Origin of the sequence: Rhizobium sp. AB2/73, assembly GCF_020871915.1 — a bacterium.
Classification (GTDB): Bacteria; Pseudomonadota; Alphaproteobacteria; order Rhizobiales; family Rhizobiaceae; genus Rhizobium; species Rhizobium dioscoreae.
This window is the reverse complement of the sequence record NZ_CP067071.1, coordinates 1,488,334-1,514,757: the sequence shown is the minus strand read 5'-3', so window position 1 is coordinate 1,514,757 and position 26,424 is coordinate 1,488,334. Positions and strand designations below refer to the sequence as shown.

The following is a 26,424-nucleotide window of genomic DNA, read 5'->3' as shown; positions in this document are numbered from 1 at the left end:
CCCTCGGCACGCCACAACCGGAAACCTCCGCGAAATTGTGCAATGCCGGCGTTTCCCTTGATAGATAGCTGAATGTCCGACATTGAGGAATACGAACAGCGGAAGCAAACTCATTCCACCACACCAACATCGCGGCTTAATGATTGGCTAAGGAACGATCAAACTTTAGTTGCAACGAATGATCCGAAACCGTGGGAAATAGCATCATATTTCATCCTACCCGTTATGGCGGCACTGCTATTCTTTGCGGCCTATAGATTTCGCGTCCGTCTCATCACGACAATAGAGGAAATCATCGTCCGTATCGGAGCAAGCGCTATTCGATCAGTTCGCGCCCTGCATGCGGCCCGTATTCGGATTGTCGGAAGAATGCGTGATCGAGCCGACCGATGAATGAGATCGAGCTAAAATACGCCATGCTGGCTTGAGAGGTAACGGTATTGAAAAAAAATCGTTACCTGAAGACTTATACGAGGGGGATATGTGGGTATATACAGTCATATACCCTCTATACATAAGTCTTTAAATCATCTTCGTTACCGTTACTTCGTTACCACTTTGAAATATAAAGGTTATTTTAAATGATGTGAATGTTAATTCAATTACTTCGTTACCCATCAGGAATGGTAATTCACAAATGAAAAAGCCGCTCACGGATGGAGCGGCATTTGATGAAGCAAAACGATAAACGCTATCGGTTAGAAGATCTCATCCTGGCAATGAGCGTCCAAGTCCTTAACGAAAATCCTTCCATCTGAGTACCTCGCGATACGTCGAGCGGTGCCGCGCTGATAGTAGCGACCGTTTTCGCCTTCAATCTTTATCTGTCGCGCTACCGGATCGAAGCCGAGGCCTACCAAGGCACGATGTAGCTTTGAGCGCCAGCCGCTCGGCAAGCGAGAAACATCATCATAGCCGCCAGTGATAGCCATCCTCACGACATTCGGCGATAGGAGCATATCGCCATCAGGGATCATGTCATAAAGATGATCGAAGTAGTCGCCGAAATCGGTCTTGGTGTTGTTAAGCTCGGCAAGCTCCCGACCAAGATCACTGTCCTCATCAATCCAAATCTTTTCAGCGCGCCAGGACAGCATGACTTCTGCCCATAGCTGATCGCGATCAGCCTTGATTGCGTCGAGGTCGATCCGACGCGGCGAAACTGGCCACCAACGCCTATTGCCGGTCGTATCGGTCAAGAACATTTCTTCGTTCGTGCTTGCGTAAAACACGAACTGACGCGGCACGGTATCGGCACGGCGACGATAAGCTCCTCGTGCCTTGTCGTGCGTGACGGTCATGAATTTTTTGACTGCCTCGATTTCCTTTGTGGATTTTCCGGCAAGCTCTGCCAGTTCCGCAATGAGAATGCCACTTGTGTTTTCTATGACTTCGCGCGCCTTGTCGCCCACATTGACGCTTTCCGTCACCCAAACATCAACGGGCACAAGGGCGCGACCGAAGCTAGACTTCTTCATGCCTTGGGAACCTTGCAGCACGAGCGCGGTATCGAATTTGCAGCCAGGGACGAAGACACGCCACGCGATTGCACAAAGCCATTTCCTGCCAATCGCCCGGTTAAGCGCCGTGTCGTCGGCACCCATGTAGTACGTCAAGAACGTGTCGAGGCGCTGTTTGCCATCCCAGGCGGGCAGGCTTTCAAAATAGTTCTTGACCGGATGATATGGGCGTCTTCTCGCGATTTTTTCAATAACAGGATCGAGTGTGGACACCTTAGGCGTTAGGTGGCGCGTCTCCAGCCATTCAACCGCCTCAACGATATCGAAATCCTGCACAGGTCGCGGCTTCCAATCTCGCTCACCGAGATCCCATGGCGGGCGAGAGACCAACATCACTTCAGCGGCAAATTCATCGAACGCAAACACGCCAGCCGTCTCAGGGTGATTTTCTAAAAACAGCGTCCAGTTTTTCGTAATGCCCGGCAATGTCTTGCCTTCAGTGTTCGTCACCAAATCACTAAGCCATTCGCCCCTGATCTCAGGAGGAGCGAGGGAGGACGGAGCCAAATCAAGTACAAGCGCAGGCATGTCTGGATAGCTTCCTACCTCTTGCCGTCTAAACGGCTTGCTCTGCACCTCACCAGAGAGCGCCGCGTCGTCGGATGGATCATGGGGGCCGGCAGGCGCTAGGGGCCGCTCGGGGGCCTCCGAGCCTATCCCGTAGCCATCTGCGTCTGGTAGAGGCGCTTCTGTGAGCCGGGAGGGAGGCGCACCCTCATCGACAGGCTTCTTTCGCAGTTTGTCAGATGGCGGCGTCCACGGCTTCACGGTCGCCCTGAAGAACGCTTCGAACTGATCACGGTCCCACCCGTCATCTACAGCGTTCGCGCAGTCCCAGCCTTTCGGCGGCTTCTTTCCAGAACGCCAATTTTCGAATGTGTACGGCTCGCTAGGTCCCGTCACCATCATGCAGCGCTCCCGCTTTTTCTACGGAAATCTGCTGCTTCCATGAGGAGTTTAAGCGGCGTAATGCCAATCGGATCATGGTGGTCGATACTGAAATCTCCATGCCCAGGCTCAGGGAAAACTACAACGTCTCCATTTGAGAGGACATCAATATTCTGATGTAGACCGCCTACAAGGGTCACCTTCGACAGTATAGAGCCGTCTGGCGTCATCGAGAGCGTGACGCATTTGCCATGCCCGATTGCCATCTCGCAGCCGCACTCAATGCAGATGAACGCGTTCTGAGCGGTACGCCGCACGTTAGCGCCGCAACTCCAACAGCCGATATTTCCGTCTTCTGTTCTGATCAGAGCCGGGATATCTTCGCCTGCCGAAATTGCTCGAACGACCTGTCTGCCGTTCTTCGATGAGTAGATGATATGCAATTTGCCCTCGTGCATTGCAAAGGGCAGTGTTTGTTGCTATGTTCACAACGCGCTCGTAACGCTGATGATAGCTTCACTGCCTCGTTGAAGTTTTCGAAAACCCATGGTGCCAGCCGTGGGTTTTCTCGTTTTAGGCGGCATTGCTTTCGGCCTTGCTGCGTTCCCATGCTTCCAGATCGTCAATCTTCCAGCGCGTGCAGCAATTCGAGAGCGTGACAGGCTTGGGGAATGAAGGCTCCTTCCGAGTCCAACGCCAAATGGTCGGGCGGGATACACCGTATCGAGCGCCGACCTGATCGACTTTGAGATAAAGAGTATTTGAAGTAGCCATTTCTTGTAACCTCAGTGATTTGAACTGAGATCAAGGTGAATCATTTTGGATTCCTAGTAAAGAGTTGTGAATTTAACAACACCGTATAAATTACTGAAAACGTTGCGTTATTTACAACGCGAAAGTGCGGGCGATGGGGTAAGCCATTGACTTTTATTTCAAATACAGAACGTCTGATTTTCTGCATTCCAGAATAAAGACTAAAAATAGTTTCGCTATCTTGTGGATGAATATTATAAACCTAGTTAAAAACCTCCAAATCGGAAGTATTCGTTGCGATTTTCACAACGAATTGCATTGCAGGCGGGCAAATCACCTACAAAAAAACCGGCGCAATGGCCGGGCTTTCAAATTTCAAGGCTGACAAATCAGTCGCCAAGGAGACGGCCAATCCGGCGACTTTCCTCCCGTCGCCACCGCAACCACGAAATCGCAATGGTCGGTATCGCTATCGCCGCCAATATGGCCTCGCCAACGTCGTGGAGATCCAGACCGGTGAAATTGCTGACGACCATTGTTGCGGCAACGATGGCAACAACGCCGGCCAACACCATCCCCCAAATAGCCATTCCACTCATGCGCTTGCGTTTTCTAAAACTCTTCATCGCTTCGTCCTCAGCCCATCGCTTTCTGAAATTGCACCACATTATCGTCTCCCTTCCTGCCGGCCAGAAAGTCGCTCCAGGCCGTCATCATGACGCGCCGCTTCTCGACCATATCCCCACGCCGATAAGCGGCCTCAACGGCGTTGCTGATCTTATGCGCAAGAGCTACCTCAGCCATTTCCCCAGGGAAAGAGGTGTACTCAGCAACCCAATCTCTGAATGTGCTGCGGCAACCATGCGGAACTGCTGGACGCTTCGACACGCGGTCAACAAAGCCCTTGCCGCCGTCTTCGATGTCATCCGCATGAATTCGCTTCATGGCAGCGCTAAGGGTCATGTCAGACAACATGCCGCCCTTAACTGCCGGAAACACAAGATCAATCCCCTCCAAGCGCGGCAATGCTTTCAGAAGCGCCACGGCGTCCTTGCAGAGTGGCACGCGATGCTCTCGACCCATCTTGATTCTTGAAGCGGGTATCACCCACAGCGCATTATCGAGATCAATTTCCTCCCATACTGCCCCGCGCACGTCACCAGACCGGCAGGCAGTCAGAGCTAGAAACTCCAGCGCGCGGCTTCCCATACCTTCGCGCTTCCGCAGCTCAGCGAACCAACGCTCAACGTCGTCAAGCTGTAGGGCAGGCTGATTGTCTCCCTTCGCAAGGGCAGACGGCATCGCCAAGTCGAATTTCAAATTCCCTGCCCACCGGGCGGGGTTCTCTCCAGATCGATGCCCGTTCGTCGCAGCCCAATCCAGCACTCTTTCAATACGCCCGCGAAGCCGGTTCGCAGTGTCGGTCTTATTGTCCCATATCGGTGACAAGACGCGGAGAACATCTTCGCGGCCAATCTCGGAAACCAGCATAGCGCCGATCTCAGGCATAGCGTAGGTGTCTAGAGTGTTCTCCCATTGCTGGCGATGCTTAGCGTTCTTGAAGTTCTTCAGCTCTGTGGCTAGATACTTGCTGGCAGCATCCTTAAACAAAAGACCGCGCTTTTGGCGAGCAGCAAGAGCGGCGCGCGCTGCCTTCTTCTCTTCGACAGGATCAATGCCGACCTCGATTTTAGCTTTTGTCTCGCGGGCCTTCTGGCGAGCGTCTGCCAGTCCGACATCTGGATATCCGCCAAGACCGATTTCGCGCCGCTTGGCACCCACCATGGTTCGCAGAAGCCATGTCTTCGCACCGGCAGGCGTGATCTGCATAATCAACCCGGCTACGCCGCCGACTGCAACCGTTGCATTCTTGTCGCCGCCAGGGTGCTGTATCCGCTTCACATCGAGGGGGCCTAGCTCTTTCGCTTTCTTTGGCAATGTCTCAAACCCATCATCTTACCCGCCATAAACAATGATGCAGAATGAGACGAAATTCAACCGGCTGAAACATGAAAATAGAAATTATTACGATATTACATGATGTTATATAACGACGCAGACACAGGCTGATACAACCTGAGACGTGAAAATGGCGGCCACCTCTTCCGCCATATCGATATGAAATCATTAGATTTTATGGCTGGATATCCTTTCCATTCTATATTCTGTATTATTTATACTTAATATTCCTGGTCACGCAGATTGCCATCGAAAATGAAGCGCGACGTGTCACATTAAGCATCCCTGCCTTGTCATCTCCTTCGCAACATCAATTTCGAAGGAGATGACAATGATCCGGCAGAGCATCGCAATCGTGTATCATAGCGGCTACGGACATACCGGCCGACAAGCCGAGGCCGTCAGGGCGGGGGTCGAAGAGGTCGATGGCGCGGAGGCTATGCTGTTGACCGTGGATGGGGTGGAGCGCCACTGGAGTGATCTCAATGCGGCGCATGCGATCATCTTCGGCTCGCCGACTTACATGGGTGCAGTTTCTGCACCATTCAAAGCATTTCAGGAGGCGACGTCGAAGACAGTTCTTGCGAAAGGTTATTTGTGGAGGGACAAGATTGCTGCCGGTTTCACCACCTCCGGGTCACGATCCGGTGACAAGCTTTCGACGCTGATGCAGATGGTGATCTTCGCAACCCAGCACGGAATGCATTGGGTCGGTCTCGATCTGCCGCCAGCCAACTGCTCTTCGACGGGTTCGGAAGAAGACATGAACCGCCTCGGCTTCTGGCTTGGCGCGGCGGCGCAGGCCAATACGGACGAAGGCCCGGAGACGGCGCCGCCGCCATCCGATCTCGCCACCGCCCGTCATCTTGGCCGGCGGGTAGCGCTGACGGCGCTGCAGTTCGCTTGTGGCCGCGACGCCAATCCATTTGCGCGCGAGTTCGCAGCCAATGAATGAGGCGCCGTCCGACCCGATCTTCGCTGAGTTGCGTCCGCGCCTTGTCAGGCTTGCCTACAGAATGCTCGGATCGGTCACGGATGCCGAAGATATCGTGCAGGACAGCTGGTTGCGCTGGCTGGCGACCGATCGCGCTTCCGTTCGCGAACCGGCGGCATTCCTGCGGACAGTCGTCACGAGACTTTGTCTGAACGAGCTGAAATCGGCCCGTCGTCGCCGGGAGTCCTATGTGGGTTCCTGGCTGCCCGAGCCGATTTTCGATCCGGAAGACGGCGATGCGGCTGACGATATAACCATGCCGCTGATGCTGGCCTTGGAGCGTCTTTCGCCGCTGGAGCGAGCCGCCTTTCTTCTGCATGACGTGTTCGGCATGAGTTTCGATGAGATCTCGTCGGCAATTGGTCGTGAGGCGGCCGCCTGTCGCAAGCTTGCCAGCCGGGCGAGGGCACATGTCACCGAGGCACGGCCGCGTTTTGCGGTCGGCAAGGAAGAAGGGCTCAAGCTTGCCGCCGCCTTCTTCACGGCGTCGAGAACGGGAGATACGGCCTCCCTTCAGGCTCTGCTTTCAGAGGATGTCGTTGTCTATGCCGACGGCGGCGGCAAGGTGACGACATCGCAGCGACCACACATCGGGCTTTCTGCCACCATGCGGCTTCATGAGCGACTGGCGCGAATTTTCCGCGCGCATCCCTCGCAACTGATCCACTATGCCGTCATCGATGGCTTGCCGGGCTTCGTAACAATAGAAGGCGACAGTGTCGTGCAGACGACCGCGCTGCAGGTCGAACGGGAAAAAATCGTCGCCATCTATTGCACCCGCAACCCGGACAAACTGCAGCACATTATCGGCGCATTAAAGTAGGCAACACCTATCCCGATGAACTACTGATGCGTCTTGATACAGCAGCCTGATAAAACTGCGCCAAATCTCTCCTTCGCAATCCCAGCGCAATGACAAACCGAGTGCATCTGTTGCAGTCCGGCACGACTGGTGGCGCTCAGAAAGCAGACCGTTACCGTAGCGGGATGGATGTGATCGACATTGCTTGCGGCCGACAGCACTTTACTGAGCATTAACCATGATCTTCGGAAATTCTTCGGTGAGCTCAATTTGCATCGCAAAAACGCCAAACTGCAATCATGATTAAAGCACCGTTAGGTGATTGGAGCGTAGCAGGATACCGGAGCGAGGGATTACCGGTAGCAGACCTCCGTCAAAGTAATGAGTAGCGGCTTGGGACAGATGACATTCGAAAATCGGGCGGTGACATACGCAACGGCCATGCGTTGGTTCGCTCTCTCACTGATGTGCGCAACCATTACGGCTTGCGGGACGTCTCAGAAGGTTGCTTCGACACGCAAGCACGGCAAGGAATATTTCTCCGAGAAGGAATATGGCGTGAAGGCGAGCCCTCGCGTCGTCAATAACGGACCAGTGCCGAAGGGCGGCGGCCGCTTCATGGTCGGCAATCCCTATCAGGTGAAGGGCAAGTGGTATTACCCCAAGGAAGATTTCGGCTATAACAAGGTCGGCATCGCTTCATGGTACGGCTCGGCTTTTCACGGTCGTCTCACCGCCAACGGTGAAGTCTATGACCAGCAGTCGCTGACTGCCGCCCATCCGACCTTTCCGCTGCCGAGCTATGCCCGGGTCACCAACGTCGAGACCGGATCCTCCATCATCGTTCGCGTCAACGATCGCGGCCCATACCATCCCGGCCGCATCATCGACCTTTCGAACAAGACGGCCCAGCTGCTCGACCTTCAGCATAGCGGCACGGGCAATGTGCGCGTGCAATATGTCGGCCGCGCCCGCATGGACGGTCATGACGAACCCTATCTGATGGCCTCCTACATCCCGAAGGGTTCGCGTCTGCCCAGCATCAACCCGGGTGGTCAGATCGCAACCGGCGTGATGGTTGCGTCCGCTGGTCGGATGACTGCCGATCAGCTGCCGGATTCGTATACCCCAACACCGACGCGCGCCAGCCGCCAGATGCGCAGCTTTGATGCCGCGCCGGCGATCGCACCCGTCCCACGCCAGTCGCCCTATTCGGCAACGGCCTTCGCCGGTTCTACCCCGGATGACGGCTACAACGCCACCAAGCGCAACGACCCGCCACCGATGATGTGGAATGGCGGAGCGATGCCTGCGGCGGAAGCGATGGATCCGACCATGATCGTGCTTCCGCGGATCGGCCCGATCCCCCGCGAACGGCCGGATTTCTCTCCGCGTCTGGCAAGCCAGAAGGACCAGTCCCTTGGCTCCATGGTTGCCGGCTATCAGGAAGCGCCGGTCAAAACAGTTTATGTCGACCTCGCTTTCGATGCCGTCATGGTGCGCAACGACGGTCTCACGCAGGAATCGATTCTCTCGTCCTATCGCCGTCAGCATCAGGGTACGACGCAGGTCGATTGACCGGCGTCATTGCCTGAATCTTAACCCGTCACAAAAATAATCGTGCCGGTGGTCGGATGAAGGGGACGATATGCCAAAGCGCTTGATTCTTTTGTTCCTTTTTCTCCTCGGGTTCGCGAATGTCACGGCCGTCGCGCAGCCGGCCGCACCGGGCGCTTTCGACACGAAAGCCGCGCAGGCATTCATGATCGAGGCGTCGACCGGCACTATCCTGCTTGCCAAGAACGAGGATCAGCTGATTTCGCCGGCGTCGCTTGCGAAACTGATGACGCTGGACGTCGTTTTCGACGCGATCGGGCGAGGGGAGATCAATCTCGACACCGAATATCCCGTCTCGGAAAATGCCTGGCGGACCGGCGGCGCACCCTCTCGCGCATCGACGATGTTCGCAGCCCTGAAATCTCGCATCCGCGTTGGCGATCTGATCCAGGGTATAGCCGTACAGCAGGCGAACGACGCCTGCATCGTTCTGGCCGAGGGTATGTCGATCAACGAACGCGAGTTCGCGCGGCGCATGACTGCGCGTGCCCGCGAGATCGGCATGTCGCGGTCGACCTTCACCAATTCAACCGGACTGCCCGATGCCAACGACCCCAATGGCGGCGGCAGGGTTTCCGCGCGGGAGATGGTCATGCTGGCGCAGGACCTGCAGGAGAAGCACCCGGATCTTTACAAATATTTCGGGCAGGCCGACTTCACCTGGAACAAGATCTATCAGCGCAATAAGAACCCGATGCTTCTGCTCAATATCGGTGTAGATGGCCTGGGGCTCGGCTTTGCCGAAAGCGAAGGCTTTTCAATCGTCGCCTCCATTCAGCGCGATGGACGCAGGCTGTTCCTGGCACTCGGCGGGCTGAAGAGCGACAAGGAACGCATCGAGGAGACGCGACGCGTCCTCGAATGGGGACTCAGCAATTTCAAGAGCCAACGCATCTTCGCCGATGGCGAAGTTATCGGCAATGCCAGCGTCTATGGCGGTGCCGCATCGACCGTCGGCCTGCGAACCAAGATACCCGTCGATGTCTACGTCCCTGTGGACACGCCGGATCGATTATCCGCCCGCATCGTCTATCGCTGGCCGCTGACGGCGCCGGTTGCTGCGGATTACGAAGCGGGAACTCTCCGCGTCTTCCTCGGCGCGCGTCTGCTACGAGAGCTGCCACTCTACACGAAAGAATCGGTCGGGCAGGGCACATTGGGTCGCCGCGCCTTCGATGCCCTCATGGAACTGACGGAATCACTGCTGTTCTCCTGGCTGTGGGACAAGCCTTTGCCGACCTGAGCGGGCCGCAAAGCTCGCGAAATCTCTGTTCACACCCCATATAGAGTGGCGGAGACCGGGACATGCACGGTTCCACCTGGACATGTCTTGGGTTAAACAGGATGCGTATCGCACGCCGCACGAATGGCACGCGAAAAGTGCAGGACATGATCATTGGCTGATGCAAACGGATTATTCGTAAGCTTCGAAGGCGGCGAGGGGGCCGGCAAGTCCACCCAGATTCGCCGCCTGGCTGAACGGTTGCGCAAGCGTGGCCATGAGGTCTTGGTAACGCGCGAACCCGGGGGCTCACCTGGAGCGGAAGCGGTGCGGCACGTCCTGCTTTCAGGTGCTGCGGAAATGTTCGGCACGCGCATGGAGGCGATTCTGTTTGCTGCTGCCCGCAACGATCATGTCGAGGACGTCATTCGCCCGGCACTTTCGCGCGGCACCATCGTCCTTTGCGATCGGTTCATGGATTCCTCGCGCGTGTATCAGGGCGTAACGGGCAATCTCGAGCCTGACTATATCGAGGCTCTGCAGAGGGTTGCCGTCAACGGCGTCGTTCCGCATTGCACGCTAATGCTCGACATTCCCGCCGAAGTCGGTCTGGAGCGCGCGCGCAAGCGCGCCTCCGCCGTAACCGCACCCGATCGCTTCGAGAAGGAGGAGATGCAGACCCATGAGAAGCGCCGCGAAGCGTTCCTCGATATCGCCGCCCGCGAGCCCGAGCGTTGTCACGTAATCGATGCTCAGAGGTCGGAAGATGAGATCGCCGCTGAAATCGCCGAGATTGTCGACAAGCGGCTCGGTGCAGCCAATATTGCCGCAGGATCGGAAGCGGCGCAATGAGCGATGAACGTCCGGGCGTCCTCGACGGCGCTATTCCTCCGCAGGACAATGCGAAGCTCTTCGGCCATGAAGAGGCGGAAACTTTCCTCGCGCAATCCTACCGCTCCGGCAAGGGCCACCACGCAATGCTGATCGAAGGGCCTGAGGGCATCGGCAAGGCGACGCTCGCCTTCCGTTTCGCCAATCATGTCCTCTCCCATCCCGATCCGGCGTCAGCGCCGGAGAGGATCGGCGATCCCGATCCGGCGTCTGTCGTCTCCAGGCAGATTTCCGGCGGAGCTTCGCACAATCTGCTGCATTTGAGCCGGCCGGTCGACGACAAGACCGGCAAGGCGAAATCCGCGATCACCGTCGACGAAGTGCGCCGCGCCGGAAAATTCTTTTCGCAGACCTCTGGCACCGGCAACTGGCGGATCGTCATCATCGATCCCGCCGACGATCTCAACCGCAGCGCGGCCAACGCCATCCTTAAAATTCTCGAGGAACCGCCGAAGCGCGCTTTGTTCCTCGTGCTTTCGCATGCACCGGGCCGGCTTCTGCCGACGATCCGCTCACGCTGCCTGCCTTTGAAACTTGCGCCGCTTGGCAATGATGCCTTGCGCAAGGCACTCGAAAATCTCGGCGTGCCGTCCGGGCAGGGGAGTGAATTGCTCTCCGCTGCCAAGGGCAGCGTCAGCGAGGCGCTCAAGCTCCTGAACTACGGCGGCGGCGAGATCATCGAGGCCTATCGGCAAGTGCTTTCGGCTGATGGGCCGGCGGCTCGCAAGGCGATGCACCGCCTCGCCGACGCGCTTTCCGGCAAGGACAGCGACACGATCTTTGGCTTCTTCCTGTCGCATATCGGCGATGACATCATCGATCGAGCTCGCGCTGCCGCTCTTGGAGGCTCCATTTCCACGGCCGAGAGGCTGGCCCGGCTGCACTCCGAGACCACTGAGCGATTGAACGTATCCCAAGCGTATAATCTTGACCGCAAGCAGACGCTCATCACCATTCTCGGCGAACTCAAGCAGCAGCTTTCGGCATAGACAGACCGTAATTCCCTACGAAAGCCACCGCGCAGTTTCCTGTGAATCGTGTCAGGGAGAGATCAGCTTGCAGGCGACAATCGCCAGCGTGACGGCAAGGATGATACGCACGGACCGCTCATGCAGGCGCGGCGCCAGCAGGCTGCCGGCAACGATGCCGGGAATGGATCCCACCAGCAAGGCGAAGAGCATCGTCCAGTTGATCTCGCCGATGAACCAATAGCCCATGCCGCCGATCAGGGTCAGGGGTACTGCGTGGACGATATCGGAGCCGACGATTTCGCGCACGTCTGTCTGCGGATAGAGCACGAGCAGGACAGTGACACCGAGCGCACCCGCGCCGACCGAGGTCATGGTGACGAGAATGCCAAGCATAAGGCCGAGTATGACGGTCAACAGGGCGATATTGCGTGGTGATATCGTTCCGCGTTCGCCGCGCCATTTGCGGATGGCCTCAATGATCTGGCCCCGGAAAATCAGCATCAGCGCCGTCAAAAGCAGAAGACAGCCCAACGACAGGGTGATGGTATGAGCAACGGCGGGGCTCTCGCGATTGACGCCGGCCATGATCCAGAGCATGGCGAGCGCCGCGGGAACGCTGCCGGAGGCCAGAAGGCTCACGACCTTCCAATTGACCCGCCCGTGCATGCCGTGCACGGCCGTTCCCGCGGTCTTGGTGATTGCGGCATAGAGCAGATCCGTGCCAACGGCCGTTGCCGGATGGACGCCGAAGAGAAGTACAAGCAGGGGGGTCATCAGCGAACCGCCGCCGACCCCTGTAATGCCTACAAGCATGCCGACGAAAAAGCCGGAAAAGGAATAAAGCGGTTGAAAGGAATCAATCAAACTCAAATTCACGGCCTCTTGAAGCCGTTAGGCAGACCAATACATAAAACGATGAAATTCACGGTCACTTCTGTCCTGCGCTCCACTCTTTCGAAGGGGTAAAGGCGAGGCGGAGCCGAGTCAAGCAAAGCGCCATCCCGAAGTTCCGAATGCTGCGGGCGCGAAACTTGGTGTTTCGCTCATGACAAACATGCGCTAAAGCGAGCGGAGCAAGAATAACTGCGACGTAACAGTAAAAGCGGGCCACTGCCTCACATGACCGAAAAAACTCCGTTCTACATCACCACCGCGATCGCCTATCCCAACGGCAAGCCGCATATCGGCCATGCCTATGAGCTGATCGCCACCGACGCGCTGGCACGATTCCAGCGCCTCGATGGCCGTGACGTCTTCTTCCTGACGGGTACGGACGAACATGGCCAGAAGATGCAGCAGACGGCGCGAGCCGAAGGCATGGACCCGCAGCAGCTCGCCAACCGCAATTCCGATGAATTCCAGGCGATGGGAAAGCTGCTGAACGCGTCAAACGACGACTTCATCCGCACGACGCAGCCGCGCCATCACGAGACCTCGCAGAACATCTGGAACCTGATGGCGGATGCCGGCGACATCTACAAGGATTCCTATGCCGGCTGGTATTCCGTGCGCGACGAAGCCTATTACCAGGAAAACGAAACGGAGCTGCGCGCCGACGGCGTGCGCTACGGACCGCAGGGCACGCCGGTCGAGTGGGTGGAGGAGGCAAGCTACTTCTTCAAGCTCTCCGAATACCAGGACCGGCTGCTGAAACATTACGAGGAAAACCCCGATTTCATCGGTCCGGCCGAGCGCCGCAACGAAGTCATTTCCTTCGTCAAATCCGGCCTCAAGGATCTGTCGATCTCGCGCACCACCTTCGATTGGGGCATCAAGGTGCCGAACGACCCGTCGCACGTCATGTATGTCTGGGTCGACGCCCTGACAAACTACATCACGGCGACCGGCTACATCGAGGATCGGAACAATCCGCGGGCTAAATACTGGCCGGCCGATCTGCATGTCATCGGCAAGGACATCATTCGCTTCCACGCGGTCTACTGGCCGGCCTTCCTGATGTCGGCGAAGCTGCCCCTGCCGAAGCGCGTCTATGCCCACGGCTTCCTGCTCAACAAGGGCGAGAAGATGTCGAAGTCGCTCGGCAACGTCGTCGATCCGGTCAATCTCGTGAACCATTTCGGCCTCGACCAGGTGCGCTACTTCTTCCTGCGCGAAGTCTCCTTCGGCCAGGACGGCAGCTACAGCGAAGAGGCGATCGGCACGCGCATCAACTCCGACCTTGCCAACGGCATCGGCAACCTTGCCAGCCGTTCTCTGTCGATGATCGTCAAGAACTGCGACGGCAAGATCCCGGAATGCGGACCGCTGACGGACGAGGACAAGGCGCTGCTCACACAGGCCGACGCCTTGCTCGCTTCGACCCGCGAAGACATGGGCAAGCAGCTCATTCATCGCGCCCTTGCGTCCATTATTGCCGTCGTTTCAGAGACGGACCGCTATTTCGCGAGCCAGGAACCCTGGGCGCTGAAGAAGACCGATCCGGCGCGCATGGCGACCGTGCTCTATGTCACGGCCGACGTCGTTCGCCAGATCGGCATTCTGCTGCAACCCTTCATGCCGGAATCCTCTGCGAAACTGCTGGATCTCATTGCAATCCCTGCCGACAAGCGTGATTTTGCGGCGCTCGGCGAGGCAGGTCGCCTCGTTGCCGGAACGCCGCTGGAAGCCCCGAAGCCGGTCTTCCCGCGCTATGTCGCGCCGACCGCCGAATAAGGTTCTCCATGCTGATCGATACGCATTGCCATCTGGATTTTGCCGATTTCGAAGAGGAGCGCGATGCGATCGTCGCGCGTGCTCACGAGATGGGCGTCAAGCAGATGGTCACCATCTCGACGAAGGTCAGGAAGCTCGACGGATTGCTTGCTCTGACCGAGCGTTATCCGTCGGTTTTCTGCTCGGTCGGCACCCATCCGAACAGCGCCGACCAGGAGCTGGACATCCAGACCGAAGATCTCATCAGGCTGGCAAACCGGCATGAAAAGATCGTCGCGATCGGCGAGGCGGGTCTCGATTACTTCTACGATACCGTCAAGCCGGAAGACCAGAAGACCGGCTTCCTCCGCCATATCGCTGCCGCTCGCGAAACACAGCTGCCGCTCGTCATTCACAGCCGCAGCGCCGATGAGGACATGGCCGCGATCCTGACGGAGGAAACAGGGAAGGGGGCTTTCCCCTTTATCCTCCACTGCTTCTCCGCCGGCCCTGCCCTTGCCGAGACCGGTGTCGAGCTTGGCGGCTATATCTCCTTCTCCGGCATCCTGACCTTTCCGAAATCGGAAGAGCTGCGCGAGATTGCCAGGACGATCCCGCACGACCGGCTGCTGGTCGAGACCGACGCGCCTTATCTCGCGCCGAAGCGCTGGCGCGGCAAGCGTAATGAACCGTCCTATGTCGTCAACACGGCCGAAGTGCTGGCTGAGACGATCGGCGTCAGCATGGATGAAATCGCCGAGATCACCACGGCGAACGCATTCCGCTGCTTCTCCAATATGACGAGGGTCTGACGTCGTGACATACCGGCGGCGCTTCACCATTTTGGGCTGTTCATCGTCGCCGGGAGTTCCCCGTATTACCGGCGACTGGGGCGCCTGCGATCCGAAAAACGCAAAGAATCGACGGACGCGTGCCGCCTTCCTGATAGAGCAGATAGCGCCGGACGGCGGCATTACCACCGTCGTCATCGATACCGGTCCGGATTTCCGCGAACAGATGATCCATGCCGGCGTCAGCTTCATCGACGCCGTTCTCTATACCCACGCCCATGCGGACCATATCCACGGCATCGATGATCTGCGCGGCTACTTCCATATTTCAAACGAGCGCATCCCGATCTATGCCGATCCGCCGACCATGGATCGCATTTGCGAAGGTTTTCGCTACTGCCTGGAAACACCACCCGGCAGCAGCTATCCGCCGATCGTGCGGCCGGTATTGATCGAAAATCTGGAGAAAAGTTTCGTGATCGACGGGGCAGGCGGCCCGATCCGCTTCTGGCCGCACAAACAGATACATGGTGATATCCATTCGCTGGGTTTCCGTATCGGTAAACTCGCTTATTGCAGCGATATCAGTGATTTCCCGCCGGAATCGATAGAAAAGGTTCAAAACCTAGACATCCTGATCATCGACGCGTTGCAGTATCGGCCTCATCCAAGTCATCTGTCGTTGGAACAGTCGCTCGAATGGATCGAACGCCTGGCACCGAAACATGCCATCTTGACCCACATGCATACGCCGCTCGATTATGAAACCGTGCTGGCTGAAACGCCCGATCATGTCGAGCCGGCCTACGATCAAATGCAGATCGAACTCGACGTGGAGGATGATGAGCTATGAGCGAAGATATCAAGAAGCTTTCCAGCCTGGAGCGCGTCGAACTTGCGGCGCGCGCGCTGGGGCTCGACATATCGATCAAGCGCATGGAGCAATCGACACGGACGGCCGAAGAGGCTGCCAAGGCTGCGGGATGCGCCGTTGGCCAGATCGTCAAATCGCTGGTCTTCGTCAATGCCGATACGCACGCGTTGACGCTGCTTCTGGTTTCGGGCGCCCATAATGCCGATACCGCTTATATTGCAGCAGCTTATGGAATTCGATTGAAGCGTGCCGATATCGATCGCGTGCGCGATGAGACCGGTTTCGCCATCGGCGGCGTCGCGCCGATCGGCCATCTGGTCGATCTGCCTGTTTTCATCGACGAAAGCCTTTTGGCTTACGATCAGGTCTGGTGCGCAGCCGGGCGCCCGGACAGCATTTTCTCCTGCAATCCAACGACGCTGGCCGAAAAGATTGCGGCCAAGGTGATCCGCATCAAGGCGAGCTAAGAATAGCGAATGCAGCCGGCGCCGGCAGAGATTCCATGGGATCCCCGCGGTGCGACGGGGAGGATGCGATGAGCAAGGCTTCAGACGACAAAAGGACCGATACGGCTTCCCGGATAATTCGCTCGACGCCACGCGCGATCTTCAAAGCATTCCTCGATCCCGAAGCATTGGCCTCATGGCTTCCGCCGAAAGGCATGACGTGCCGCATCCACGTCTTCGAACCGCATAAAGGCGGCCGTTATCGAATGGCGCTATCCTATGACGCACTGGATCATTCAACGCCTGGAAAATCCTCCGAGCATACCGACATTGTCTCCGGTCGTTTCCTCGAGATCATGGCGGATGAACGCATCGTTCAGACGGTGGATTTCGAATCCGATGACGCCGCATTCGGAGGAACGATGACCATGACCTGGACCTTGACAGAGGTTCCAACCGGCACAAGCGTCACCATAATTTGTGAGGACGTACCGCACGGCATCCGCAGAGAAGATCATGACGAGGGACTGAAATCGACCCTCGAAAATCTGGCCAACCATCTGGAATAAAAGCCAAAGGCGTCTGCACCATCGCCATATCGATACCTGCTTTAGTTCCATAATCTATCTTATCTGATGTTTGTATGTAGCGGGGGTACATTCTATTTAGTAATGCGACAGTCGGGCCAGTTAGAGATGCGACAGTCTCGCCTCTCGACGCACTGGTCAAAGCCAACGTTGGGAGCAAGGATGACGATCTTCAGCCTGGTCGAGACCCTGAGCGGTCGGAGTCGTCATGTCCTTTTTGATCACCATATCGCAGAAAGAATTGCATCGCCTCGAACTCATCCAGAAGATCCGTGACGAACGCCTGAGCGTCGTCCAGGCGGCGGACCGGCTCGACCTCAGTCGAAGTCAGGTCCATCGGCTGCTACAGGCCTATGACCTGGAAGGTCCAGCCAGACTCGCTTCAATCGCCCGGCAGGCCCGTCATGCTTCCAAAGCCATGACGACGATCCAGGCTTGCCATCTGACACCCGGGATTTTCAGCAGCAAATTATCGATCCGCTTGCCGGCGCCCCGCACCGCGGCGCCGAACGGGCTCTTGCGAAACGGAATGGACGCGAGCGCAGCGAGCCCGAAGAATTCCAGATCGCACTTCGAGAAATATTTGCGCACGACCTCGAAGTCCGATTTCAAAAGCGGATGCTCATCGACAGTACGAGCCTCTGGCGTCCGGTTGCGATAGAGATTGATCACGGGATTATGGCCTAGCGGCTCGAAGAAGAAGGCTTTGCCGCCGGGTCGCAGCACGCGCCGGATCTCGCTCAGCGATTTATCCAGGACGAGGTGATGGAGGATGCCGCTGCCGAAAACGACGTCAAAGCTCGCTGACGGCAAATTCATATCCTCCGCATTATCGACCTGGAACGTCACGTTCTCGATCCCACGGAGAGCCGCCGTGTTCGTGGCCTGCTGAATGGCGACATCCGAAATGTCGATTCCGGTAATCCGCTTGGCGGAGTGTGCAAGACCAATGCTGCTCATGCCGTTTGAGCACCCGTATTCGAGCACGTCCCTTTCGGGACAGGCCGCCCTCACCAGCCGCCAATAGGCATCCACGGCAGGCTTTACCGCAAAATAGAACGAGTCCTCCTTGCGCTCCTCCACCGCACCGAAGCGTTCATTATGAAAGTCGCGCTCACGCGCCAAACGTGCATCATACGTCATCCCAGCCCTCCCAACATGACCTAATGCGTTGAAATGTTTGCGAAATCTATCTTGCAAGGAGCATCAGACCGGGCGCGGCCCATGATGGATCCTTCATTTTCGGAGAATACAAACTGAAACCAGATATCTCCGCCTACGCAAATTCTCAGTTCGGCGCTGTTTCGTACCAGAACATGATAAGCGCAGCGAACGAGCAACTTCCGCTGTAGACATAGGGCAGCCCGCCAGTTCGGCAATCACTACTTGATTATTCGCCACGAGAGAGCCCTCTCAGCGAGCATTAGTCGGGATTTTCATCGCACGTTTGCATGAAGAAACGCGATCCCTGCCCTCCACGACAGGCGCGATGCGGCAGGATCGGCTTCTCCGCGAAGCCGCCCTCTTGGTGGCAGCCCAAAGATGAATGGCTGGCTGGATCCTGAAGTCAGGCCGAACTCAGTTGGCAGAGCTTTGCTTGGGAGTTCCGGTCGACACCGTGGCTGTTGTCGCCACAGGGGCCAGATAGGTATCCAGAAGGCTTGCCATCTTGTTGTCGCGAATTTCGGCGGTCTTCTCACCCATCACCACGCCGACAACACGGCGGCCATTCTTCGTCGCCGAGGTCACGAGATTGTAGCCGGAGGCATCGGTATAGCCGGTCTTGATGCCGTCGGCTCCAGCGTAGCGATACATAAGATTGTTGTGGCCGCGCAGCTTCATGCCGCGGAACTTGATGCCGCGCATCGAGAAGAGCTTGAACTCTTCCGGGAAGTCACGCATCAGCGCAACGCCGAGGGTTGCCATGTCACGGGCCGTCGTGACCTGCTCCGGGTCCGGCAGGCCCGAAGGATTCTTGAACACCGTATTGCTCATGCCGAGCTGATGCGCCTTTGCAGTCATCATCTTGCCGAAATTATCCTCGGAACCACCAAGCTGCTCGCCGATCGCAACCGCTGCATCGTTGGCGGACAGCACGATGATGCCCTCGACAGCTTCGCGCACAGTGACCTTGCGGCCTGCGCCAATGGCGAATTTGAAGGGTTCCTTGCTCTCGGCATTCTCCGACATGGTCAATTTCTGATCCCATTTCAGATGACCGGCATGCAGTGCTTCAAAAGCGAGATAGAGCGTCATCATCTTGGTGAGCGATGCCGGGAAATTCAGCTCGTTCTCGTTCGATGCCTCCAGTACCTGGCCGCTATGAGCATCCACCACATAACTCGCCTGCCCGGCCTGCGCCAACGAAGCTGCGCCGAGGAGCGACGCGGTCGAAATTGCCGCGGCGAGCAGCATGGAGGTCTTCTTGAGCATGGTTTGTCTGCGTTTCCTGCGATTGAAATCTGTGACGGGGCGCGGCGATCGAAAGTGAATATTCGCCGCTTTTCGAAGGCGATGGATCGGGCAAATCTATGGCGGAAAAAAGAACGGCGCCATGAAAAAAGGGTTAGGCGGCAATAACCCCCTGCTCTTTTCAATATTGGCTGGGTCGGATCACAAGCGGTTGATTGCGCCGGAATGAGTTACGATTTCGCGCCGCGAATAAGGGTTATGCCGGCTTGATTGCAGCGATGAACGTGCCAAACACACTGACAATCGCGATGCTATTTAATGCGTTCGGCCCGATGGCTCGCGCGCTTTGACCGACTTGCCTCATCCCCAAAACCAGGACTTATTGACCTCGGCACGCGCTTCGGCGCGCGTCATGCCGATGTCGCGAAGCTGGTCGTCAGTAAGGTCGCGCAGGTCCCACCTCGTTTCACGCTTTTCGAGATAGACCAGAAACCTTGCCAGCGCGCTTCGCAAAATTCCACGCCTTCGCGGACCACGACCTGCGCCCGTCGCTACAGGCATCGGCCTATGGATGTCGGTGGTCATTTTCATGCTCCTCGGGGCTCGTATCAAGATGGCCTCAGGATGCACTGGCGTAAGCAATGAATGAAGCTTATGGTATCTATGCAATCCATAAGGAATTTTTCTATTGCTTAATCTGGATCATCTGGCCGCCTTTGTCAGTGTCGTCGATCTCGGCAGTTTCACGGCTGCCGCCGATAAGGTCGGGCTGACGCAACCAGCCGTCAGCCTGCAGGTGAAGTTGCTGGAACAACGCCTCGGCGTGAAACTGGTCGAGCGCGTGGGGCGACGGGCGCAGCCCTCGCCGGCCGGACTTGATCTGCTGCCGCATGCGCGGCGCATCATCGAAGCCTGCTCTGTGGCGGAGGAGGCGATGACGCCCTTTCGTGAGGGATCGGTCGGTCGTGTGCGGATCGGCAGCGGCGGCACGGCCTCAATTCATCTCTTGCCGCGCGCCATCGCCATGGCAAAGAAACGCATGCCTGATCTCGAGATCATCGTGCGTATTGGCAATATCGACGAGATTCTGCGGGATCTCGAAGCCAATGCGCTGGATCTCGCAGTGGTGGCCCTGCCCGCCGTCGGCCGTTCTCTCGAGGTCGAAGCATTCCATGAGGACGAGCTTTTGGCCGTCGCCCCCAAAGGAAGCCCAATGCCGGATGGCGGGCCGGATGTGGAATTCATGAAAGACAGGACGCTGTTGCTCTACGAAGGCGGCAACACACGCCGCGCGACGAACGAATGGTTCGAGGCAGGCGGCGTCCGCCCGGAACCGGCCATGGAGTTCGGTAGCGTCGAGGCCATCAAGGAGCTGGTTGCCGCGGGTCTCGGATGGTCCATCCTCCCGGACATGGCGCTGAGACGCGACAAGTCCGATCTTCTGGTGACGTCGCCGCTCAGGCCGAGACTGGTACGGCAGCTCGGGATAGTCCTGCGCCGGGACAAGCATCTCACCAAGGGCCTTCGCGAGATCATGAAATCGCTGCGTGAAATTCAGGCAATGTAACACATGGTATGACCGCGGCTGGGCGCTCGTCGAACACCTTGCCGCGGTCAGATCGGTTATTGGAGCCGCTTGCGGCGCTCGATCTCCTCTTCGGACGGATTCGGCCCGACGAAGGAGCCGGTCTTCACCGGGCCGTCCGGCTGATAGGTCGCAAAGATGACACCGTTAGAGGAAGACTGGGTGCGCAGCAGTTTCATTGCGGCAGGAACCGCTCCGCCGGCGAACAGCTTCTTGCCGCCGCCCAGCACGACCGGAAAGATCACCAGCTTGAATTCGTCGATCAGCCTGTGACGCAGCAGGGTCTGAATGAGGTCGCCACTGCCCTGAATGAGAAGATCCGGTCCCTCGCCTGCTTTCAACTCCTTGATCGCCGCCACGACATCCTTGCCGAGCGACTGGCTTTTGTTCCATTTCAGCTCGGCATCGCCACGCGTTGCGACGTATTTGACAACGCTGTTGAATCGCTGGCCGATTGGATCGTCGTCGCCGACATAGGGCCAAAAAGCCGAGAATATATCGTAGGTCTTGCGTCCGAGCAGCAGATCGAACGGCTTTTCGAACAGTTCGAAGAGCGCCTTACCAGTTTCCTCGTCGGCGTGAGGGAATACCCAGCCACCATACTCAAAACCGCCGGTCGGATCCTCGTCCGGACCGCCGGGTGCCTGCATGACGCCATCGAGACTGATGAATGTTGCCGCTATGACTTTGCGCATGATATCCTCCTATTCTGGCGTGGTGCCCAGAGGACGTCTCGTCGGTTTCGATCCCGGCATATCATCGATTATTTTTAAACACGCAATCTAACGCTCGCGTTGGACTTGTGACCGATTGACTCTTGAACGCCGCCACGGAATCGGCAAAATTCATCCTATCAATATTTTCCTTGAGATACGAACCCGTCTGCGGGCCCGCCTCGTTTAATTATGCCTGGATAAAAGCGTGAGCAGCGATTCATCAAGAAGCGCCGCGAAGCCACTGGTTTCGCGTGCGCATGTCAATGCGGTCGGTTGGGGCCAAGGCCTGTCGACGATCGTCCGGATCACCCACATGACGCTGCGCCATCCCTGGCAGACAAGCTTCGCCATTGGGGCAACTTTTGTGGCTGCAACGTTGCAGCTGACGATCCCCCGCCTCTTGGGCCGTGCCGTCGATCAGACGCAGACGGCGGTTGCCGGCGGTGCCGCCGGCGAGATCGCGGAAAATGCGCTGCTGACGACTGCGTTGCTGCTGCTGGTCATCAGCATTCTGCGCGGCCTGTTCACGATGGTGCAGAACTACTATAGCGAAGCCGTCGGCCATCATATGGGCTATGAGCTTCGGCTCGCCTGCTATGAGAAGATCCAGCAACTCTCCTTCAGCTTCCATGACAAGGCCCATTCTGGCGATCTCATCACAGTCGGCCTGCTCGATCTCGAAGGCGTGCGCATGTATTTCTCGACCGCGCTGGTGCGCATGGTGCTACTGACCATGCTGATCGGCGTCGGCGCCTATATGCTGCTATCGACCGATGTCGCGCTCGGTCTCTTGGCCCTGAGCTTCGTGCCTTTCGTGGCGTGGCGCTCTTCCGTAACGCAGTTGCGGTTGCGTTCGACATGGCTCGATCTGCAGGAGCGCCTCTCTGTGCTGACGCGCGTGATGGAGGAAAATCTCGGTGGCATCCGCGTGGTGCGCGCCTTCGCCGCGCAGGCACACGAACTCATGAAGTTCGACCGGGCCTCGCACAATGCGCTTTCCCTTGCCCACAAGCGCGTCGGCATCCGCGTCATCAATACCAGCGCCATGAACCTCTCCTTCTTCGTGTCCATGGGTCTGGTACTCTGGCTAGGCGGCCTGAAGGTCATCAATGGCGAGATCAGTGTCGGCACGCTGGCCTCCTTCCTGACCTTCATGACCATCCTGCAGATGCCGGTGCGCCAGCTCGGCCTGATGGTGAATGCTTTCGCACGTGCCTCGACCTGCGGTTCGCGCCTGTTTGAGCTCCTCGATCTCGATATTCCCATCAAGGATTCGCCGGACGCCAAGCCGCTCGTCGTGACCGAAGGCACGCTGCGTTTCGAGAACGTCGACTTCAGCTATCCGGGCTCGGAAATGCGGCCGGTGCTGAAGAATATCTGTTTCGAGGCAAAGCGCGGCGAGACAGTCGGCATTGTTGGCCCGCCCGGCAGCGGCAAGTCCACCATTGCCCATCTCATTCCACGCTTTTACGACGTCACGGCCGGGCGGATCACGCTTGACGGCCAGGATATCCGCAAGGCGACGTTGCAATCGCTGCGGCAGAACGTTGCCGTCGTACAGCAGGATTCCTTCCTGTTCACGACCAGCATCGAGAACAACATCGCCTATGGCGACCCCTGGGCGAAGGAAACCCGCATAGAGCGCGCCGCAGAGTCGGCGCAGCTGCACAATTACATTCTCGGCCTGCCAGCCGGCTATACGACAATCGTTGGCGAGCGCGGCGTGTCGCTGTCCGGCGGGCAGCGTCAGCGCCTGACGATCGCCCGGACATTGATGCTGAAGCCGGCTGTGATGGTCTTCGACGATTCCACCGCCGCGATCGACGCCGCAACGGAGCAGCGCATCCGCAGTGCCATGAAGCGTTTCGCCCGGGACCGAGTAACACTGATCGTCGCGCATAGGTTGAGTTCGCTGATGCATGCCGACCAGATCCTGTTCATCGAGGATGGCGCGATCGTCGAGCGCGGCACGCACGAGCAGCTCCTGGCCGCAGGTGGGCGGTACAAGGCGCTCTACGATCTGCAGGTTCGCCCGGAGGATGATGTCGTCAAGACGTCGGCCGGCACGCTCGAAAGGGCGAAAAGGGAGGTATGACAATGTCGGAAATCACCGAAACCGAGCGCAATGATGTGCGCGAGGATGGTCGTCGCCCTCCCCGTGCCGTGGTCGGGTCCCATCGCGTCGAAGAGGAGATCTTCGGCAAGGTCTTCGACAGCAAGATCATCCGCCGCATATGGGCCTTCGTCAGCCCCTATCGGCGGCAGATCTACATCTCCGTTGCGGCCGTTCTGCTCTTCACTGCATCGCAAATCGTCATACCGCTCGTCATCCGCCATGCGATCGACGGCGCGATGGCGCCCGGAGCCATAGATTACTCCGCGCTCTGGTTGTCTCTGGGAGTTTTCACGGCGGCCATCCTCGTCAATTACGGGGCGAGCTATGTGCAGGAAACCTATGTCGGCCAGGTCGCCGAGGAAGTGCTGTTCGACATTCGCCGGGCGATGTTTGCGCATCTGCAGCGCGTCTCGCTATCCTTCATGGACAAAACGGAAGTCGGTCGCCTGATGTCGCGCCTGCAGGGCGACGTTAATTCCATGCAGGAATTCCTTGAAACTTCAGTGCTTTCCGTCGGCGACATAGCCTTGCTCTTCGGCATCGTCATCGTCATGCTGTCGCTGGATTTCCGGCTCGGCCTGCTGACGCTTTCCGTCATGCCGATCCTTTTCATCGTGCGGCTGTTCTGGCTGCCGAAGGCGCGTGTCGCCTTCATGAACGCGCATGAGACCAACTCGGTTACCAATGGTGCACTGGCGGAAGCGATCCATGGGGTGCGCGCTGTTCAGGGCATGCATCGGCAGAGCGTGAACTTTTCGCTTTTCGACGACAAGGCCCACGCGAACCTTCAGACACATCTGACGGCAGCGCGCTATGCCCAGGTCATGGTGCCGATCGTCGACACGCTGACTGGTATGGCCATGGCGATCGTCATCATCGTCGGGGGCTCGATGGTGCTGAACCACAAGCTCGATGTCGGCATCATGGTCGCCTTCCTGTTCTACATTCAGCGCTTCTTCGACCCGATCCGTTCACTGACCATGCAATATTCGGTCATGCAGCGCGCCATGGCGTCCGGCCAGCGGCTGACCGAGGTGCTCGACGTTCCGGTCGACATCAAGGATGCGGCCGATGCAATCGAGCTGTCGCCGGATATGGACGGCTCGGTGGAATTCCGCGATGTGATCTTCGGCTATAATCCCAAGCATCCCGTACTGAAGAATGTCAGCTTTAAGGTCAACCCGGGAGAAACGGTAGCGCTGATCGGGCCAACGGGCTCGGGCAAGTCGAGCTCGATGGCGCTCATCCATCGCTTCTATGATGTGCAGCATGGTCAGGTATTGGTCGGCGGCCATGACGTGCGCTCCCTTACACAGGATTCGCTCGGACGCCAGATCGCCATGGTGCTACAGGAGCCGTTCCTCTTCACCGGCACGGTGCTGGAGAACATCCGCTACAACAAGACGGAGGCGACACGCGACGAGGTCATCGAGGCCGCTAAAGCGGTCGGCGCGCATGAGTTTATCATGCGTCTTCCGGATGGCTACGACTCCGTTCTCGGCGAGCGCGGCGGTGGTCTTTCACTCGGCCAACGCCAGCTCGTCAGCTTCGCCCGCGCCCTTGTCGCCGACGCCAAGATCCTCGTGCTCGACGAAGCTACGGCGAATATCGACAGCTACACAGAAATGCTGATCCAGAAAGCGTTGGTGAAGCTGCTCGAAGGCCGCACCGGTCTCGTCATCGCGCATCGTCTGGCCACCATCCGCGAGGCGGACCGCATCATCGTGCTGCAAAACGGCCAACTGCTCGAAAGCGGCAACCACAATCAGCTTATGGCCAATGGCAAGCTTTACTCGAAGCTCTATAACCTCAATTATGCGTCCTTCGACGATATTCCGGAGGAGGAAGTCTCCGCTTCGGTACCGGTGGAGTCACAGACATAGAGTATTTCGCACAAACTGTGGGGGCATAATCAACAATGACCGACAGTATCCTCGTTCTCTACGGTTCCTACCGATCAGATCGCGCTGGCATCCGTCTTGCGAATTATCTCGTAGCCGGCCTGCGTCAGCGCGGAAACAATGTTGAACTCATCGACGCCAAGGGGGTTGGCCTGCCGATGCTCGATCGGATGTACAAGGAATACCCCAAAGGCTCAGCGCCCTCGGCAATGGAGCAACTTGCCGGGAAGATTCGGGCGGCCGATGCCTTCGTTTTTGTCACCGGCGAATATAATTGGGGCATGCAGCCTGGCTTGAAAAATCTGACAGATCATTATCTTGAGGAGTGGTTTTGGCGCCCGGCGGCGATTGCCAGCTACTCCGCCGGCCGCCTTTCCGGCGCCCATGCGGCGGTCTCCTGGCACGGCACTCTTTCCGAGATGGGAATGGTCGTTATCTCCAGCACGCTTGCCGTCGCCAATATTTCGGCGGCATTGGACGTTGACGGCAAACCCACCGGGAGCGGAGGGGATGCCCTCGCGAAAGCGTTTCCCCGTTTTGCCGACGATCTCGCCTGGTGGACCGAGGCGGCAAAACACCAGCGCGCTCGTAAGGCGCCTCCTTACTGAAAACCCGCGGCCCTGGCACAGCCAGGCGCATTTCGCTCATTCCCATCTAGGCTCGCGCGCCAGCAGATTGAGTTCCTGCTTCTAGCAAATCTAGCTTCGTGATAGTAACTTGCATCATG

The 26,424-nt window shown here is 57.7% G+C and carries 24 protein-coding genes and 1 pseudogene; 16 read left to right on the top strand and 9 right to left on the bottom strand.

Annotated features, from left to right (window positions below):
• Positions 1–698 precede the first annotated feature (698 nt).
• The 4 genes from I8E17_RS07610 to I8E17_RS07595 form a co-directional block, all read right to left on the bottom strand.
• Positions 699–2,429, bottom strand: coding sequence for a virulence-associated E family protein (locus I8E17_RS07610; RefSeq protein WP_113397801.1), 1,731 nt, complete (start codon positions 2,427–2,429; stop codon positions 699–701).
• Entirely contained in the window at positions 2,426–2,851 is a 426-nt protein-coding gene (locus I8E17_RS07605) for a hypothetical protein (protein ID WP_162751130.1), read from the bottom strand. The genes I8E17_RS07610 and I8E17_RS07605 overlap by 4 nt, the downstream gene beginning before the upstream one ends.
• 699 nt (positions 2,852–3,550) lie before the next feature.
• Positions 3,551–3,829 carry a hypothetical protein gene (locus I8E17_RS07600; RefSeq protein ID WP_162751129.1) on the bottom strand — a complete coding sequence of 93 codons (279 nt, stop codon included), beginning with the start codon at positions 3,827–3,829 and terminating at the stop codon, positions 3,551–3,553.
• A complete protein-coding gene (locus tag I8E17_RS07595; protein ID WP_113397797.1) occupies positions 3,798–5,099 on the bottom strand; it encodes a site-specific integrase in 1,302 nt (433 codons plus the stop codon). The genes I8E17_RS07600 and I8E17_RS07595 overlap by 32 nt, the downstream gene beginning before the upstream one ends.
• Positions 5,100–5,451: 352 nt before the next feature.
• Between I8E17_RS07595 and I8E17_RS07590 the strand changes: the two genes are divergently transcribed.
• From I8E17_RS07590 to I8E17_RS07565, 6 genes are all read left to right on the top strand, one after another.
• Positions 5,452–6,075 carry a flavodoxin family protein gene (locus I8E17_RS07590; RefSeq protein WP_069612196.1) on the top strand — a complete coding sequence of 208 codons (624 nt, stop codon included), beginning with the start codon at positions 5,452–5,454 and terminating at the stop codon, positions 6,073–6,075.
• A complete protein-coding gene (locus tag I8E17_RS07585) occupies positions 6,068–6,937 on the top strand; it encodes a sigma-70 family RNA polymerase sigma factor (protein ID WP_069612195.1) in 870 nt (289 codons plus the stop codon). The genes I8E17_RS07590 and I8E17_RS07585 overlap by 8 nt, the downstream gene beginning before the upstream one ends.
• A gap of 381 nt (positions 6,938–7,318) precedes the next feature.
• Positions 7,319–8,494, top strand: a complete 1,176-nt coding sequence (locus tag I8E17_RS07580; protein WP_069612194.1) for a septal ring lytic transglycosylase RlpA family protein — start codon at positions 7,319–7,321, stop codon at positions 8,492–8,494.
• A 70-nt stretch (positions 8,495–8,564) separates the two neighbouring features.
• Complete coding sequence (locus I8E17_RS07575; protein WP_069612193.1) at positions 8,565–9,776, top strand: D-alanyl-D-alanine carboxypeptidase family protein; 1,212 nt, start codon at positions 8,565–8,567, stop codon at positions 9,774–9,776.
• Between the two features lie 153 nt (positions 9,777–9,929).
• Positions 9,930–10,607: a dTMP kinase gene (gene tmk / locus I8E17_RS07570; RefSeq protein ID WP_069612192.1), complete on the top strand. Its 678-nt coding sequence runs from the start codon at positions 9,930–9,932 to the stop codon at positions 10,605–10,607.
• Positions 10,604–11,635, top strand: a complete 1,032-nt coding sequence (locus tag I8E17_RS07565) for a DNA polymerase III subunit delta' (RefSeq protein WP_069612191.1) — start codon at positions 10,604–10,606, stop codon at positions 11,633–11,635. The genes tmk and I8E17_RS07565 overlap by 4 nt, the downstream gene beginning before the upstream one ends.
• A 51-nt stretch (positions 11,636–11,686) precedes the next feature.
• Here the strand turns inward: I8E17_RS07565 and I8E17_RS07560 are convergent, their stop codons facing one another.
• Positions 11,687–12,487, bottom strand: a complete 801-nt coding sequence (locus I8E17_RS07560; protein ID WP_069612301.1) for a sulfite exporter TauE/SafE family protein — start codon at positions 12,485–12,487, stop codon at positions 11,687–11,689.
• A 249-nt stretch (positions 12,488–12,736) separates the two neighbouring features.
• Between I8E17_RS07560 and metG the strand changes: the two genes are divergently transcribed.
• The 6 genes and pseudogenes from metG to I8E17_RS07530 form a co-directional block, all read left to right on the top strand.
• Entirely contained in the window at positions 12,737–14,290 is a 1,554-nt protein-coding gene (gene metG, locus I8E17_RS07555; protein ID WP_069612190.1) for a methionine--tRNA ligase, read from the top strand.
• Positions 14,291–14,298: 8 nt separating this feature from the next.
• Complete coding sequence (locus I8E17_RS07550) at positions 14,299–15,081, top strand: TatD family hydrolase (protein ID WP_069612189.1); 783 nt, start codon at positions 14,299–14,301, stop codon at positions 15,079–15,081.
• 4 nt (positions 15,082–15,085) lie between these two features.
• Complete coding sequence (locus I8E17_RS07545) at positions 15,086–15,913, top strand: MBL fold metallo-hydrolase (protein WP_069612188.1); 828 nt, start codon at positions 15,086–15,088, stop codon at positions 15,911–15,913.
• Positions 15,910–16,401 (top strand): YbaK/EbsC family protein, encoded by a 492-nt coding sequence (locus tag I8E17_RS07540; RefSeq protein ID WP_069612187.1) that lies wholly within the window; start codon positions 15,910–15,912, stop codon positions 16,399–16,401. Before I8E17_RS07545 ends, I8E17_RS07540 begins: the two co-directional genes overlap by 4 nt.
• Positions 16,402–16,469: 68 nt before the next feature.
• The gene (locus tag I8E17_RS07535; RefSeq protein ID WP_069612186.1) at positions 16,470–16,949 is read left to right on the top strand and encodes an SRPBCC family protein; all 480 of its coding nucleotides are present in this window, start codon (positions 16,470–16,472) and stop codon (positions 16,947–16,949) included.
• A gap of 226 nt (positions 16,950–17,175) precedes the next feature.
• Positions 17,176–17,340 (top strand): annotated as a pseudogene (locus I8E17_RS07530) (helix-turn-helix domain-containing protein); the annotation flags it as partial.
• Positions 17,341–17,369: 29 nt separating this feature from the next.
• On the opposite strand, the gene I8E17_RS07525 reads toward I8E17_RS07530, so the two are convergent.
• The 3 genes from I8E17_RS07525 to I8E17_RS07515 form a co-directional block, all read right to left on the bottom strand.
• The gene (locus I8E17_RS07525) at positions 17,370–18,110 is read right to left on the bottom strand and encodes a class I SAM-dependent methyltransferase (RefSeq protein ID WP_069612185.1); all 741 of its coding nucleotides are present in this window, start codon (positions 18,108–18,110) and stop codon (positions 17,370–17,372) included.
• Between the two features lie 435 nt (positions 18,111–18,545).
• Positions 18,546–19,400 carry a D-alanyl-D-alanine carboxypeptidase family protein gene (locus I8E17_RS07520; RefSeq protein WP_069612184.1) on the bottom strand — a complete coding sequence of 285 codons (855 nt, stop codon included), beginning with the start codon at positions 19,398–19,400 and terminating at the stop codon, positions 18,546–18,548.
• A 339-nt stretch (positions 19,401–19,739) separates the two neighbouring features.
• On the bottom strand, positions 19,740–19,964 hold the full coding sequence (locus I8E17_RS07515) for a DUF1127 domain-containing protein (RefSeq protein ID WP_069612183.1): 225 nt from the start codon (positions 19,962–19,964) through the stop codon (positions 19,740–19,742).
• 103 nt (positions 19,965–20,067) lie between these two features.
• On the opposite strand from I8E17_RS07515, the gene I8E17_RS07510 reads away from it, so the two are divergent.
• Entirely contained in the window at positions 20,068–20,946 is an 879-nt protein-coding gene (locus I8E17_RS07510) for a LysR family transcriptional regulator (protein ID WP_069612182.1), read from the top strand.
• A gap of 56 nt (positions 20,947–21,002) precedes the next feature.
• Here the strand turns inward: I8E17_RS07510 and I8E17_RS07505 are convergent, their stop codons facing one another.
• Entirely contained in the window at positions 21,003–21,659 is a 657-nt protein-coding gene (locus I8E17_RS07505; RefSeq protein WP_069612181.1) for a dihydrofolate reductase family protein, read from the bottom strand.
• 226 nt (positions 21,660–21,885) lie between these two features.
• On the opposite strand from I8E17_RS07505, the gene I8E17_RS07500 reads away from it, so the two are divergent.
• From I8E17_RS07500 to I8E17_RS07490, 3 genes are read left to right on the top strand one after another with little or no spacing between them, the layout of a single operon-like run.
• Positions 21,886–23,775: an ABC transporter ATP-binding protein gene (locus I8E17_RS07500; RefSeq protein ID WP_069612180.1), complete on the top strand. Its 1,890-nt coding sequence runs from the start codon at positions 21,886–21,888 to the stop codon at positions 23,773–23,775.
• A gap of 2 nt (positions 23,776–23,777) precedes the next feature.
• Positions 23,778–25,679 (top strand): ABC transporter ATP-binding protein, encoded by a 1,902-nt coding sequence (locus I8E17_RS07495; protein WP_069612179.1) that lies wholly within the window; start codon positions 23,778–23,780, stop codon positions 25,677–25,679.
• Positions 25,680–25,714: 35 nt separating this feature from the next.
• The gene (locus I8E17_RS07490) at positions 25,715–26,305 is read left to right on the top strand and encodes an NADPH-dependent FMN reductase (protein WP_113366758.1); all 591 of its coding nucleotides are present in this window, start codon (positions 25,715–25,717) and stop codon (positions 26,303–26,305) included.
• The last annotated feature ends 119 nt before the right edge of the window (positions 26,306–26,424 follow it).

Coding starts and splice junctions, on each gene's coding strand:
- I8E17_RS07610 (WP_113397801.1), bottom strand. CDS start 2,429: ATGATGGTGACGGGACCTAGCGAGCCGTACACATTCGAAAATTGGCGT.
- I8E17_RS07600 (WP_162751129.1), bottom strand. CDS start 3,829: ATGTGGTGCAATTTCAGAAAGCGATGGGCTGAGGACGAAGCGATGAAG.
- I8E17_RS07590 (WP_069612196.1), top strand. CDS start 5,452: ATGATCCGGCAGAGCATCGCAATCGTGTATCATAGCGGCTACGGACAT.
- I8E17_RS07585 (WP_069612195.1), top strand. CDS start 6,068: ATGAATGAGGCGCCGTCCGACCCGATCTTCGCTGAGTTGCGTCCGCGC.
- I8E17_RS07580 (WP_069612194.1), top strand. CDS start 7,319: ATGACATTCGAAAATCGGGCGGTGACATACGCAACGGCCATGCGTTGG.
- I8E17_RS07575 (WP_069612193.1), top strand. CDS start 8,565: ATGCCAAAGCGCTTGATTCTTTTGTTCCTTTTTCTCCTCGGGTTCGCG.
- I8E17_RS07565 (WP_069612191.1), top strand. CDS start 10,604: ATGAGCGATGAACGTCCGGGCGTCCTCGACGGCGCTATTCCTCCGCAG.
- metG (WP_069612190.1), top strand. CDS start 12,737: ATGACCGAAAAAACTCCGTTCTACATCACCACCGCGATCGCCTATCCC.
- I8E17_RS07550 (WP_069612189.1), top strand. CDS start 14,299: ATGCTGATCGATACGCATTGCCATCTGGATTTTGCCGATTTCGAAGAG.
- I8E17_RS07540 (WP_069612187.1), top strand. CDS start 15,910: ATGAGCGAAGATATCAAGAAGCTTTCCAGCCTGGAGCGCGTCGAACTT.
- I8E17_RS07535 (WP_069612186.1), top strand. CDS start 16,470: ATGAGCAAGGCTTCAGACGACAAAAGGACCGATACGGCTTCCCGGATA.
- I8E17_RS07525 (WP_069612185.1), bottom strand. CDS start 18,110: ATGACGTATGATGCACGTTTGGCGCGTGAGCGCGACTTTCATAATGAA.
- I8E17_RS07520 (WP_069612184.1), bottom strand. CDS start 19,400: ATGCTCAAGAAGACCTCCATGCTGCTCGCCGCGGCAATTTCGACCGCG.
- I8E17_RS07515 (WP_069612183.1), bottom strand. CDS start 19,964: ATGACCACCGACATCCATAGGCCGATGCCTGTAGCGACGGGCGCAGGT.
- I8E17_RS07505 (WP_069612181.1), bottom strand. CDS start 21,659: ATGCGCAAAGTCATAGCGGCAACATTCATCAGTCTCGATGGCGTCATG.
- I8E17_RS07495 (WP_069612179.1), top strand. CDS start 23,778: ATGTCGGAAATCACCGAAACCGAGCGCAATGATGTGCGCGAGGATGGT.
- I8E17_RS07490 (WP_113366758.1), top strand. CDS start 25,715: ATGACCGACAGTATCCTCGTTCTCTACGGTTCCTACCGATCAGATCGC.